Annotated in this window: 11 protein-coding genes; 7 read left to right on the top strand and 4 right to left on the bottom strand. The window is 75.1% G+C overall.

The annotated features are described in order from the left end of the window. The first annotated feature begins 37 nt into the window (after positions 1–37). Complete coding sequence (locus ACQPX6_RS27810) at positions 38–868, top strand: PhzF family phenazine biosynthesis protein (protein ID WP_433783974.1); 831 nt, start codon at positions 38–40, stop codon at positions 866–868. Between the two features lie 77 nt (positions 869–945). Here the strand turns inward: ACQPX6_RS27810 and ACQPX6_RS27805 are convergent, their stop codons facing one another. Beyond that, the gene (locus ACQPX6_RS27805) at positions 946–1,803 is read right to left on the bottom strand and encodes a nitrilase-related carbon-nitrogen hydrolase (RefSeq protein WP_433783972.1); all 858 of its coding nucleotides are present in this window, start codon (positions 1,801–1,803) and stop codon (positions 946–948) included. Between the two features lie 70 nt (positions 1,804–1,873). Further along, the gene (mycP, locus tag ACQPX6_RS27800) at positions 1,874–3,256 is read right to left on the bottom strand and encodes a type VII secretion-associated serine protease mycosin (protein ID WP_433783971.1); all 1,383 of its coding nucleotides are present in this window, start codon (positions 3,254–3,256) and stop codon (positions 1,874–1,876) included. Between the two features lie 136 nt (positions 3,257–3,392). On the opposite strand from mycP, the gene ACQPX6_RS27795 reads away from it, so the two are divergent. The 6 genes from ACQPX6_RS27795 to ACQPX6_RS27770 all read left to right on the top strand — a co-directional run bounded on the left by ACQPX6_RS27795 (position 3,393) and on the right by ACQPX6_RS27770 (position 12,426). Then, positions 3,393–4,355, top strand: a complete 963-nt coding sequence (locus ACQPX6_RS27795; protein WP_433783970.1) for a hypothetical protein — start codon at positions 3,393–3,395, stop codon at positions 4,353–4,355. Further along, on the top strand, positions 4,352–5,311 hold the full coding sequence (locus ACQPX6_RS27790) for a hypothetical protein (protein ID WP_433783969.1): 960 nt from the start codon (positions 4,352–4,354) through the stop codon (positions 5,309–5,311). The genes ACQPX6_RS27795 and ACQPX6_RS27790 overlap by 4 nt, the downstream gene beginning before the upstream one ends. Before the next feature lie 91 nt (positions 5,312–5,402). Continuing rightward, complete coding sequence (locus ACQPX6_RS27785; RefSeq protein WP_433783968.1) at positions 5,403–7,076, top strand: FAD-dependent oxidoreductase; 1,674 nt, start codon at positions 5,403–5,405, stop codon at positions 7,074–7,076. After that, positions 7,073–8,569 (top strand): ATP-binding protein, encoded by a 1,497-nt coding sequence (locus ACQPX6_RS27780; RefSeq protein ID WP_433783967.1) that lies wholly within the window; start codon positions 7,073–7,075, stop codon positions 8,567–8,569. Before ACQPX6_RS27785 ends, ACQPX6_RS27780 begins: the two co-directional genes overlap by 4 nt. Before the next feature lie 74 nt (positions 8,570–8,643). Further along, complete coding sequence (gene asnB / locus ACQPX6_RS27775) at positions 8,644–10,518, top strand: asparagine synthase (glutamine-hydrolyzing) (RefSeq protein WP_433788381.1); 1,875 nt, start codon at positions 8,644–8,646, stop codon at positions 10,516–10,518. A 648-nt stretch (positions 10,519–11,166) separates the two neighbouring features. Then, positions 11,167–12,426 (top strand): DUF445 domain-containing protein, encoded by a 1,260-nt coding sequence (locus ACQPX6_RS27770; protein ID WP_433788380.1) that lies wholly within the window; start codon positions 11,167–11,169, stop codon positions 12,424–12,426. Here ACQPX6_RS27770 and ACQPX6_RS27765 read toward each other — a convergent pair. Both ACQPX6_RS27765 and ACQPX6_RS27760 read right to left on the bottom strand, forming a co-directional pair. Further along, positions 12,423–12,773 (bottom strand): fluoride efflux transporter FluC, encoded by a 351-nt coding sequence (locus ACQPX6_RS27765; protein ID WP_433783966.1) that lies wholly within the window; start codon positions 12,771–12,773, stop codon positions 12,423–12,425. The two genes, ACQPX6_RS27770 and ACQPX6_RS27765, sit on opposite strands and share 4 nt — an antisense overlap. Continuing rightward, entirely contained in the window at positions 12,770–13,240 is a 471-nt protein-coding gene (locus tag ACQPX6_RS27760) for a fluoride efflux transporter FluC (RefSeq protein WP_433783964.1), read from the bottom strand. The genes ACQPX6_RS27765 and ACQPX6_RS27760 overlap by 4 nt, the downstream gene beginning before the upstream one ends. Positions 13,241–13,303: the final 63 nt, after the last annotated feature.

The following is a 13,303-nucleotide window of genomic DNA, read 5'->3' as shown; positions in this document are numbered from 1 at the left end:
GTCGACCGCGGCGGACCGCACCGGGCACGATGGGGGTGTGCAGCTCCACCTGGTCGACGCGTTCACGTCCTCGCCCTTCACCGGCAACCCGGCCGGGGTGTGCCTCACCGACGCGACCGACGCCGCCTGGATGCAGGCCGTCGCGGCGGAGGTGAACGTCTCCGAGACCGCGTTCGTCGACCTCTCGACGCTGGAGGCGACGGGCGAGGTGGGCCTGCGGTGGTTCACCCCGAAGGTCGAGGTGGAGATCTGCGGGCACGCGACGCTCGCCAGCGCCCACGTGCTGTTCGAGCAGGGCCTGGCCTCGTCGCCGATCGCGTTCCGCACGGCTGCGGGCGTGCTGCGCGCCGAGGGCCTGCCGGGCGGGGGCATCCAGCTCGACTTCCCCGTCGACGAGCCGGTGTCGGCGCTGCCCGACGGGCACCTCGCCGACGAGTTCGCCGACGCGCTGGGCGCCGCGGTGGTCGAGCTCGCGCGCGGCCGCTACGACGTGCTCGTCGAGATCCCGTCGCCGGAGGAGGTGCGCGACCTCGAGCCGGACCTGTCGGCGCTGCGGGCGGCCAGCGGGCGCGGGGTCATCGTCACCGCCCGCGCCGAGGACGACCCGGCGCCCGGCGCGCCCGACTTCGTGTCGCGCTTCTTCGCCCCGGCCGTCGGCATCGACGAGGACCCGGTCACCGGCTCGGCGCACTGCTGCCTCGCGCCGTACTGGGCCAAGCGCCTGGGCCGTGAGCGCCTCGTCGGCGCCCAGCTCTCGCCGCGCGGGGGCGAGGTCGGCGTCGAGCTCGCCGGCGACCGCGTGTACCTGCGCGGCGACGCCGTCACCGTCAGCCGCGGCGAGCTGCTGGCCGAGGCCACCAAGATCTAGCCCTCCGCTCCAAGGCTTGCGTCGTCAGCGCTCCTCCGTCGCGCTGCCGACCCGGCGCCGTCGCGCTCCGGTGGTCGCTAGAGGTCGCCGCCCTCGTCCAGCAGGCGGTCGATCTCGCGGCGCAGCAGGCCCAGGCGCGCCTCGCGCACCAGCGGGATGTCGCGGCGGCGCCGGCGGACGTCGGCGAGGTCGATGTCGACCGTGCAGGTCTCCTCGGCCTCGGCGCCCTCGCCGCACTCGCCGACGACCTCGCCCCACGGGTCGACGATGTGGCTGCCGCCCCAGAACGTCAGGCCGCCCTCGACACCGACGCGGTTCACGAACACCACGAACAGCTGGTAGATGCGGCCGTAGAACGTGGTGATGTTGCGCCAGTACTCCTTGGAGTCGTAGCGCTCGGGCGACATCGACTGCGCCGAGTTCGCCGGCACGAGCAGCAGGTGCGCGCCGTCCTGCACCGACAGGAAGGCGACCTGGGGCTGCCAGGCGTCGTTGCAGATCAGCGTCGCCGCGCGGTGCCGGCCGCCGCGGACGCCGTAGGCGCGGGAGTGCTGGCCGGGCAGGAAGTGCTTGCGCTCCTCGAACGTCGAGTAGGTCGGCAGGTAGAGCTTGCGGTGGGTGTGGACGAGGTGCCCGTCCTCGTAGTAGCCCGCGCTGTTGTAGGTGTGCAGGCCGTGGCTGCCCGCCTCGGGGAAGCCGAGCAGCACGCCCGCCCCGCCGGCGCGCTGCGAGATGCGCAGCAGCCGCGGGTCGTCGGGCGCGAGCGAGAGGTCGTGCGGGACGTCGCCGACCTGGTAGCCCGACAGCGCGAGCTCCGGGAAGACGACGAGGTCCGAGCCGGCGTCGACGGCCTCGGCCACCACGCGTTCGGTGCGCTTGAGGTTGCCGTCGAGGTCGCCGAGCGTGGCGTCGGTCTGGGCGAGCGTGATGCGCACGCGGGCTCCTCGGGGGTCGGCGCCGTACGCGGCGTCGGGGGAATGCGTCCTCCGCGCGCGGTGGCGGACCTCAGCGCGGCCGGCGAGCCCGACGAGCGACGAGGACGGCGAGGCCGACTCCCCCCAGCAGCACCATTGCCCCCGCGGACCCGACCAGCGCCACCGTGCGCGATCCGGAGTGTGCATCCCGGGCGTCGCTCAGGTCGACCCGACCCGCCTCCGCGGGGGACACCGGGGCGGGGGAACCCGTGAACTCGTCGGGTCGCACGTCGGCCACGGCGGCCACCGGGTCGACCGTGCCGGCGCCGACGGCGTCGTCCTGGCCCGCGGTGGCCGACACCCCGGCGGGGCGGTCGGCCGACGAGGTCACGCGGGCCATCACCTGGCGGGCGTCCAGCCCGGGGTAGCGGGCCCGGACCAGCGCGACGACCCCGCTGACGTAGGGCGCGGAGAAGCTGGTGCCCTCCACGGGGACGGCCTGGGCGGCGCCGATGGGCACGATCCGGTCGACGACGCCGGGGCCCGTCGGGTCGAGCGAGACGATCTCCGAGCCCGGCGCGGCGAGCGAGACCCACGGGCCGCGCAGGCTCTGGGGCGCGGGCAGCCCGTCCCGGCGGGTGTAACCGACCGAGAGCACGTCGTCGCCGAACCACGCCGGGGCCACGACCTGCCCCGAGCTCTCGCCCGCCGGGCCCTGGGCACACGCGCCGGTGCCCGCGTTGCCCGCCGCGGCCACCACGACCACGTCGGCGTCGACGGCCGCGCGCACCGCCGCCCGCAGCCCCGCGAGCCCCCGCGCCGCCTCGGCCTCGGGCACGCAGGCGGCCTCGGAGATGTTGATGACTCCTGCGCCGAGGCGGACGGCGCGCAGGATCGCCTCGGCGAGGGTGTCGACGTTGCCGCCGCCGGAGCTCGTCGAGCCGTCCGGGGCCGTGGTGCTCACGGTCGCGCTGGACTGGCGGATCGAGAGCACGCGCGCGTCGGGGGCGACGCCGACGAAGCCGGTGGCGGGGTCGGGGGCGGCGGCGATGATCCCGGCGACGAGGGTGCCGTGGCCGTCGCAGTCGCGCAGGCCGGTGTCGTCGGCCACGAAGTCGCCGCCGTCGACGAGGCGCCCGGCCAGGCGCGGGTGCCGGCTCACCCCCGTGTCGATCACCGCGACGGTCTGGCCGGCGCCGCGGGTGAAGCGCCAGGCGTCGGTGAAGCGCAGCCGTTGCTGGGACCACGGCGCCCCGGGGATGACGGCATCGCCGCCGCCCGCCGAGGTGACGCACGCGACGCGCGGCACCACGCCCGGCAGGGGGCGGGGCTCGGGGTCGAGGCGCGCGAGCGCGGCGGGGTCGGGCGGCGGGGGGACCGGCGCCGCGGCCGCCGGGGCGGGAGCGAGCACCGCGGACACGGCGAGCACGGCCGCGACGACGACCAGCAGCCGCCGCCCGAGGATCTCCCGCACCCCGCGGATGCTAGGCCTCCGGGCGGTCGCCCCGGGGCCGTTCGACGGAACCGCCCTCCTCCACCCTTTCGGCCCAATGTTCCCACTTGTCGTGTCTCTGCGTGACCAGCAAGCTGGTGATCGGGAGGGATGAGGAGTGACGACGGAGGACGGACGGGGCGGCGCGGCGATACCGCGCTGGTCGCCGCGACGCTGGGCGCACCACCGCTACCTGTGGTGGACGGGCGCGCTGGTGGTGGGCGGGGTCGCGGTGGCGATCGCGATCGGCCGCGACACCTCGCCCGGCCCGGGCATCGCCGACACCGGGGCGCTCGCCGTGCTGGTCACGGTCGTCCTGCTCTCCCCGTTCCTGCTGTTCGGGGCGGTGCACAGCCTGTCCTTCGCCATCCGCCGGCGCGTCCACGACGACGTGCGGGTCCACGGGGTCGGCCAGCCCGTGCGCGCCGAGGTGCCCCTGCCCGTCCGCGGCGTCCCGGTGTGGCCCCGGCCGGAAGAGGTGGCCCTGCTGCGCGTCGAGGTCGACCGCGTGCCCGACGCCGCCCGCGTGGTCGACCGTGCCGGGCGCAACGGCCGTCACCGCTTCGTCGAGACCGCCGACGACGCGCTGCGGCTGCGCACCGGGCGGGGCTGGCTCACCGCCACCGACCGCGACGGCGTCGTGCGCCACCGGGCGACCCGCCGGGCGCTCCCGGGGCGCCACCGCGGCCACTGGGACCTCGAGCTCGACGGGCACCGGCTGCGGTGCGAGGTGCGCGGCCTGCAGGACCCGCCCCGGCGCACGCTGGTCGGGCCCGACGGCACCGCCTGGCTGCTGCACATGGGCCTGCCGACGCTGTTCGCGCTGCTCACCGGCCGGCGCACCGGCCGGCCCGCCCCGCACGGGCGGCTGCCCGAGGACCTCGCCCCGGACGCCGGCGCCTTCGTCCTGTTCTGGCTCGGCGAGCTCGAGGAGCACCTCAGCCGGGTGCGCAGCTACGGCCAGGAGATCGGCGCGGCCCGCCAGGACGACGTCGCCGACTCCTGGGCCGGCCACGGGGACCCCGACCCGTCCGAGACCACCACCCACACCACCCCGACCGAGGAGCGAGCGTCCGCATGACCGCCACCCTCGACCCCGTCCGCCCCGCCCACGGCGGACCCGCGCCCCGCTGGTCGCCGCGCCGCCTGGGCCACCACCGCTACCTGTGGTGGCTCGGCGGCCTCGTGCTCGCCGCCGTCGCGGCCGCCATCGCCGTCGGGCTCGACACCTCGCCCGGGCCCGGCGTCCCCGACGACGGCGCGGTCAACGTGCTCACCGTCGTCATCCTCGCGGCGCCGGTGCTGCTCTGGGGCTTCGTGCACCAGCTGGTCTCGGCCGTCAGGCAGCGGGTGCGCGACGACGTCACCGAGTACGGCACCGGGCAGCCGGTGCGGTTCCGCGCGCCCGGACGGGGCGACGCCGCGGCCGGCGTCCGCTACCTGATCGACGTCGACCACGCCCCCGGCGCGGTCCTCGTGCGCGACACCCAGGAGCGCGGCGGGCCGGTGTCCCGGCTCGAGGACGGCCGGCGCCGGCTCCGGCTGCGGATGCGCGCGGCCCTCATGACCGCGAGCGAGGGCGGCGGCCCCGTGTTCACCGCGCGCCGCTCCGGCCCCGCCGGCCGCCGGACCTGGGAGATCACCGCCGACGGCGTCCGGCTGCGCTTCGAGGTCTGCGGCGGCCACCCCGTGCCGCGCCGCACGCTCGTCGACGGCGCGGGCGTCGCCTGGCTGGTGGACGTCGGCCAGGCCCGGCGCCGCCGGGGACAGGGCCGGCGGGTCCACCCGCAGGCCCGCCTGCCCGAGGCCCTGACCCCGGCCGGGGCCGCGTTCTGCGTGCTCGTCGTCGCCGAGCTCGACGCGAAGATCCGTGCCGCCCGCGAGGCCCCGCTCACCCGCGGGCGCGGCGGCGATGGTGACGCGACGTGGTGGGACACCGGGAGCCCGGCCGGCAGCAACGACCCCGTCTCGGACAGCGGGTCCGGCGGCGACTCCGGGGGCGGTGACTCCGGCGGCTGCGGCGGCAGTACGGATTGAGCGGTGACTGAGCGCCCCGCGCCCGTGCCGCTGTGTCACCGTCCGCCGCGATCGGGACGGCCCGGCGCCGCGAGGGCCTAGTCTCGTCCGTGTGACCCGTCCGGTGATCCTGACCGTCGACGACGACCCCGGCGTCTCCCGCGCCGTCGCCCGCGATCTGCGCCGTGAGTACGGCGAGCACCACCGCATCGTGCGCGCCGAGTCCGGGCCCGCCGCCCTCGAGGCGCTGCGCGAGATCGCGCTGCGCGGCGAGCAGGTCGCCGTCATCCTCGCCGACCAGCGCATGCCGCGGATGAGCGGCGTGGAGTTCCTCGAGCAGGCGATGGACCTGTTCCCGCGCGCCCGCCGCGTCCTGCTGACCGCCTACGCCGACACCGACGCCGCGATCACCGCGATCAACGTCGTCGACCTCGACCACTACCTGCTCAAGCCGTGGGACCCGCCGGAGGAGAAGCTCTACCCGGTGGTCGACGGCCTGCTGGCCGCGTGGCGCGAGGCGCCCGACCGGCCGGCGGCCTCGATCCGGATCGTCGGGCACCGCTGGTCGGCGCGCTCCTACGAGCTGCGCGACCTCGTGGCCCGCAACCAGGTCGCCTACGAGTTCCGCCGCGCCGACGAGCCCGAGGGCGCCCGGCTGCTCGCCGCCGCGGGCGTCGGCGCCGAGCGCCTGCCCGTCGTCGTCACCGAGGACGGCACCGCGCTCGTGCAGCCGACCGACGGCGAGGTCGTCGAGGCCGCGGGCCTCGCCACCACCGCGTCGCGAGCCGTCTACGACCTCGTCGTGGTCGGCGGCGGCCCGGCCGGGCTCGGGGCCAGCGTCTACGGCGGCTCCGAGGGGCTGCGCACCGCGCTGATCGAGTCGCGCGCCACCGGCGGCCAGGCCGGCACGTCGAGCCGCATCGAGAACTACCTCGGCTTCCCCAACGGCGTCTCCGGCGACCAGCTCACGACGCGGGCGCGGCTGCAGGCCGAGAAGTTCGGCACCGAGGTCATCACCACCCGCACGGTCACGGGTCTCGAGACCCGCGGGCAGTCGCGCGTGGTGCGGTTCGACGACGGCACCGAGGTCACCGCGCACGCCGTGGTGCTGGCCACCGGCGTCTCGTACCGGATGCTCGACTGCCCCGGGCTCGAGGAGCACACCGGCCAGGGCGTGTTCTACGGCGCCGCGGCCACCGAGGCGAACTCGTGCACGGACCAGGACGTCTACGTCGTCGGCGGCGCGAACTCCGCGGGCCAGGCGGCGATGAACTTCTCCCGGCACGCCAGCCGGGTCGTGATGCTGGTGCGCGGGCCCTCCCTCGAGGCGTCGATGTCGAGCTACCTCATCGAGCAGATCCGGGCCAACCCGCGCATCGAGGTGCGCACGTGCACCGAGGTGGTGGGCGCCGACGGCACCGGCCACCTCGAGAAGCTGACACTGCGCGACAGGAACTCGGGTGCCGAGGAGACCGTCGAGGCGTCGTGGCTGTTCGTCTTCATCGGTGCGGCGCCGCGCACCGACTGGCTGGAGGGCGTGGTGGCCCGCGACGGGCGCGGCTTCGTCCTCACGGGCCCCGACCTGCCGCGCCGCACCGGCGAGACGGGCGAGAAGGGCCCCCCGGGATGGGAACCGGCCCGGGATCCGTTCCACCTGGAGACCTCGGTGCCCGGGGTGTTCGCCGTCGGCGACGTCCGGGCCGAGTCGGTCAAGCGCGTCGCGTCCGCGGTCGGTGAGGGCGCGATGGCCGTGAGTCTGGTGCACCGATGGCTGGAGAACGGATGACCATGACCACGAGCACGCCCGAGAAGATGACCCGCGACGAGCTGCGGGAGCTGTTCCTGTTCGAGGCGCTCTCGGACGACCAGCTCGACTGGCTCGCCCTCCACGGCGACGTGGTCAGCGCGCCCGCCGGCGAGGACGTCTGCCGCGAGGGCGAGCCCGCCAGCTGCTTCTGGGTGCTGCTCAGCGGCGAGATGGCGATGCTGCAGACGATGCGCGGCGACGAGGTCGAGACCACGCGCACCAGCCAGCGCGGGACCTACGGCGGGTCGACGCAGGCCTACATCCCGAACGCCGAGCAGACCTACATGCACACGTTGCGGGCCCTGGTGCCCTCGACGTTCCTCGCGCTGCCCGCCACCGAGTGGGCGGACGCGCTGCGCACCTGGTTCCCGCTGCCGATCCACCTGCTCGAGGGGCTCGTCGTCGGCATGCGCCGCACGTCGACCATCACCAGCGAGCGCGAGCGGCTGCTGGCCCTCGGGTCGCTCTCGGCCGGCCTGACCCACGAGCTGAACAACCCCGCCGCGGCCGCGCAGCGCGCCACCGAGTCGCTGCGCAGCCGCGTCGCCGGCATGCGGCACAAGCTGGGCATGCTCGCCTGCGGCAAGCTCGACAACGAGATCGTCGCGCAGCTCGTCGAGCTGCAGGAGGACGCCGTGAGCCGGGCGGAGACCGCCCCCGAGCTCTCGGCGCTGCAGGCGTCCGACGCCGAGGACGAGCTGGGCGACTGGCTCGACGAGCGCGGCGTCGGGGGGGCCTGGGACGTCGCGCCGGTGCTCGTCGCCGGCGGCCTGGACGCCGAGTGGCTGGACAAGGTCGAGCGCACCGTGCCGCCGGGCTCGATCGAGGCCGCGGTCCGCTGGATCGCCTACGCGGTCGAGACCGAGACGCTCATGGGCGAGATCACCGACGCCACCGGGCGCATCGCCACCCTGGTCGGCGCGGCCCGGCAGTACTCGCAGCTCGACCGGGCACCTTTCCAGGAGGTCGACCTGCGCGACCTGCTGAAGTCGACGCTGGTGATGATGAGCCGCAAGTTCGAGGGCATCCGGATCGTCAAGGAGATCGACCCCGACCTGCCGAAGATCCCGGCCTACGCCGCCGAGCTCAACCAGGTGTGGACCAACATCATCGACAACGCCGTCGGCGCCATGCGCTCGCACGGCGACGATCAAGGGGAGCACGCCGATAGGACGCTGACCATCCGCACCCGCCGCGACGGCCGCAACGCCGTCGTCGAGATCAGCGACACCGGCCCCGGCATCCCCGAGGACGTGCGCCCGCGCATCTTCGAGCCGTTCTTCACGACGAAGGACGTCGGCGAGGGCACCGGCCTGGGGCTGGACATCTCGTGGCGCATCGTGGTCAAGAAGCACCACGGCGACATCCGCGTGCACACCGGCCCGGAGGGCACGACGTTCGAGGTCTGCCTGCCGCTGGACGGGCCGGAGCGCGCGCCGGAGCCGGGCGGACAGGACGACGAGCTCGGCTGATCCACCAGGTTAGTTACGCGAGCTAAGTACCAGGGCACCCTCTCAACGTCACCGTCGACGAGGAGGTCGTGGCCATGTGTGGCATCGCCGGAGCCGTGGACCTGGCGCGCGGAGTGCACCGCGCCGAGGTCGCCCCGATGGTCGAGACGATGAGCTGCCGGGGGCCCGACGACGAGGGCCTGTGGCTGTCGTCCGAAGGCCTCAGGGGCGACGACGGGCCGTCCCGCGCCGCCCTCGGGCACCGGCGCCTCGCCGTGGTGGACGTGCCCGGCGGGACCCAGCCGATGACCCTCGAGCGCGGCGGCGAGACGCTGCTGACGCTGGTGTTCTCGGGCGAGGTCTACAACTTCCGCGAGCTGCGCGCGGAGCTCGAGGGTCGCGGCCACGCGTTCCGCACGGTGTCGGACACCGAGGTCGTGCTGGTCGGCTGGCTCGAGTGGGGCTCGGGCGTCGTCGAGCGCCTCAACGGCATGTTCGCGTTCGCGATCTGGGACACCCGCAGCGAGGAACTCTTCCTCGTCCGCGACCGCATGGGCGTCAAACCCCTGTACTGGTACCCGACACCGGACGGGGTGCTGTTCGGCTCGGAGCCGAAGGCAATCCTGGCCCACCCGCGCAGCGAGGCCGTGCTCGACCTCGACGGGCTGCGCGAGCTGCTCAGCCACGTCAAGACGCCCGAGCACGGCATCTACCGCGGGATGCGCGAGGTGCGCCCCGGGTCGTGGGTGCGCGTGCGCCGCGAGGGCACCGACGTGCACCGCTACTGGCGGCTCGAGGCCCTCGAGCACACCGACGACCGGGACACGACGGTCGCGCACGTCCGCGAGCTGCTCGACGACATCGTCGACCGCCAGCTCATCGCCGACGTGCCGCTGTGCGCGCTGCTCTCCGGCGGCCTGGACTCCTCGGCGATCACCGCGCTCGCCGCGCAGAAGCTGCGCGCGCAGGACGCCGGCCCGGTGCGGTCGTTCTCGGTGGACTTCGTCGGCTACGAGGACGCCTTCGCCGCCGACCCGATGCGCGACACCCCCGACGGCCCGTACGTCCGGGAGCTCGCCGAGCACGTCGGCGCCGACCACACGGCGATCACGCTGGCCAACGAGGACCTCACCGACCCCGACGCCCGCGCCGCGGTGCTCGCCGCGCGCGACGTGCCGGTGTCGATCGGGGACATGGACACCTCGCTCTACCTGCTGTTCAAGGCCATCCGCAGGCGCTCGACGGTCGCGCTGTCCGGGGAGTCCGCCGACGAGGTGTTCGGCGGCTACCGGTGGTTCCACGATGCCGACGCGGTGAACGCGGACACGTTCCCGTGGATGGCCGCGACGCGTCAGGGCCCGCTGGACCGGTCGACGGACCACCTCGCTCCCGACCTGCGGGCGCGTCTCGACCTCGCGGGCTACGTCGACGCGTCGTACCGGGACGCGCTGGCGGAGGTGCCGCACGTCGACGGGGTGTCGGCACACGAGCGCCGGATGCGCGAGGTCTGCCACCTGCACCTGACGCGCTTCGTCCAGATCCTGCTCGACCGCAAGGACCGCATGAGCATGGCCAGCGGGCTCGAGGTGCGCGTGCCGTTCTGCGACCACCGCCTCGTGCAGTACGTGTTCAACACGCCCTGGGCGCTCAAGACCTTCGACGGGCGCGAGAAGAGCCTGCTGCGCGCGGCGACGCGCGACCTGCTGCCGGCCTCGATCGTCGACCGCGTGAAGAGCCCGTACCCGTCGACGCAGGACCCCGGCTACGAGAAGGCGCTGCGGTCGTCGGTGGCCGAGGTGCTGGCCGACCGGGAGGCCCCGGTCCGCGAGCTCGTCGACGCCGACGCACTGCGCGCCGCGGTCGACGCGCCGCAGGACGGGCCGAGCATCGACACCGACCGGGCGCGCATGGAGTCCGTGCTGCAGATCGACGCCTGGCTGCGCCGCTACCGCCCGACGCTCGCCCTGTGAGCTCCGCTCTTGTGCGTGCTTGTCCGTGTCCCGGCACGGGCAAGCACGCACGAGGCCGTAGGCCCAAAGGGCGCCCCCCGGTCGCCGTGGGGCAGCACGGCGACCGAGGGACGCGAGACCCCGTGCGGCCGGGCGCGGTCGGTCGCACGGGGGACCGGGACGTCCCCAGGCGGGGACGGCTCGGGGGTACCAGACCGTCGAGACCTCGCGGCGGCTTCGGCGCGAACTGCGGCGACAACGGCATCTGTCCAACGAACGAGGTCGTGCGCGCGATACGCACTCTCGCCGTCCCGTCCGGAATTCGCGCCGACCGGTCGCCCGGTTCACCCTCGTGGGCGACGAGCGGGGCGTGACCCAGCTCTCTCTGGGCCGTCCGGACGCGGCGGGAGGTGCCGGTGGGGCCACGACCCGAGGGTCGCCCCGCGGCGGTGGGACACTGGGGACGTGCAGACCGCCCAGGGCCCGGACCGCGGTGCCGGGAGACCGAGCGCCGCGGATCGCGGCGTCGACACGGACCCGCCGACCGACCCGTTCGGCCGCGACGTGCCCGTCGTCCGTCCCGACCCGGCCGGGGACGCCACCACCGGCGCGGCCCCCGAGGCCGCCCCGGAGACGCCGCGGGCGCGCCCGAACGAGTCCTTCACCTCGATGGTGGGCCTCGGCGGCGACGACGCCGAGAAGCGCACGCGGCTGCGGCGGATGAAGGCGGTCGCGACCGGGTTCCTGCTCGGCGCGGCGGTGGTCTGGATCGTCTTCCTGCTCTGGGAGCGCAACGGCGGCCCCGGGTTCACCGGCTACGTCCGCGCCGCCGCCGAGGCCGGCATGGTCGGCGCGCTCGCCGACTGGTTCGCCGTGACGGCGCTCTTCCGGCACCCGCTCGGCATCAAGATTCCGCACACGGCGCTGATCCCGCGCAAGAAGGACCAGCTCGGCCAGAGCCTGTCCGGCTTCGTCGGCGACAACTTCCTCGCCCCGTCGGTGGTGGGCGACAAGCTGCGCGCCGCCCGGATCTCCGCCCGGGTCGGCGGGTGGCTGTGCGCGCCCGGCAACGCGGCGCGCGTCACCGCCGAGCTCGCGACCGTCGTGCGCGGCGCGGTCACCGTGCTGCGCGACGACGAGATCCAGGAGGTCGTCGACCAGGCCGTGACGCGCCGCGTCGTCGCCCAGCCGTGGGGGCCGCCGCTGGGCCGGCTGCTGGCCGGGGTGCTGGCCGACGGCTCGCACCGCCGCCTCGTGGACCTCATCTGCGACCGCGCCTACGACTGGGTGCGCAACAACCACGAGACCGTCTCGGCGCTGGTCAGCCGGCAGGCGCCGAGCTGGTCGCCGCGCTTCGTCGACGGCCTCATCGGCGACCGGCTCTACGCCGAGGCGCTGTCGTTCGCCTGGGCGGTGAAGTCGGACCCCGACCACCCGATGCGCAAGGCGATCGACCGCTTCCTGGTCTCCTTCGCCGCCGACCTGCAGGACGACCCGGACACCGGCGAGCGGGTCGAGGCCATCAAGCGCCAGCTGCTCGAGCACCCCGACGTGCAGGCGCTGATCTCGCGCGCCTGGACGACGGGCAAGGCGATGCTGCTCGACGCCGCCGAGGACCCGTCGTCGCAGCTGCGCCTGCGCGTCACCGACGGCGTCGCCCGCTTCGGCGAGCGCCTCGACAACGACCCCGAGCTGCGCGAGAAGATCGACGGCTGGGTCGTCGACGCCGCCGGCTACATCGTCGGCCGCTACTCCCGCGAGATCACGACGCTGATCTCGGACACCGTCGAGCGCTGGGACGGCGACGAGGCGTCGCGCAAGATCGAGCTGCAGGTCGGCCGCGACCTCCAGTTCATCCGCATCAACGGCACGATCGTCGGCTCGCTCGCCGGCGTCGTGATCTACACCGTGGGCGAACTGCTCGTCTAGGCACCGAGCGCGAGCCCGAGCCCCGCGGCGCCGAGCCCGGCGAGGATCGACACCACGACGTCGAGCACCGCCGCCGTGCGCGCGCCAGCCTCGGCGAGGCGCACGGCGTCGTACGCGAGGGTCGACCACGTCGACAGCGCGCCGCAGAAGCCCACCCCGACCGCCGCGACGACCAGCGGCGAGCCCGGGGCCGCGAGCACGAGGCCGAGCACGAACGACGCCACGACGTTGACCACGAGCGTGCCCCAGGGGAACGCCGTGCCCAGGGCGGCCTGCAGGGCGCGGTCGGCGAGGTAGCGGATCGGCGCCCCCACCGCGGCGCCGAGGGCGACCAGGAGGCCGGTCACCGGGTCACCCCGGCCAGGCGGCGCGTGACCCACAGGCCCAGCGCCGTCGCGGCGACGGCCGTCAGCGCGGTCCCGGCGAGCGAGAGGAGCGCGGTCACGCGGTGCCCGCCGGTCAGGAGCACCTCGGCGTCCACGGCGAAGGTCGAGAACGTCGTGAACCCGCCGAGCACCCCGACGCCGAGGAACGGGCGCAGCAGCGGGTGGGCGCCGGGTCGTTCCACGACGAACGCGACCACGACGCCCATGAGCAGGCACCCGACGACGTTGATGCCGAACGTCGCCCACGGGAACGCGCCCGGGGGCGTCGGCGCGAGCAGGCCCACGGCCCAGCGGGCGAGCGCGCCGAGCACACCGCCCGCGGCGACCGCCACCGTCGGCCGGGCCTGCCCGTGCAGGACGCCCGCACCCCGCCGCTGCGCTGCGACGACGTCCGGGTCACGGGGGTCCGGCGGCGGGTCCGAAGGCACGCGGTCCTTCCTAGCCGTCACCCGTCCGTGTGTGTGACAGCCCACCTGACCAGCGCTAGCGAT

It is taken from the genome of Actinomycetospora sp. CA-101289 (assembly GCF_050955895.1).
In the GTDB taxonomy this organism is placed as follows: domain Bacteria; phylum Actinomycetota; class Actinomycetes; order Mycobacteriales; family Pseudonocardiaceae; genus Actinomycetospora.
The sequence above is the reverse complement of the archived record's forward strand: the minus strand, read 5'-3'. Positions and strand labels throughout refer to the sequence as shown.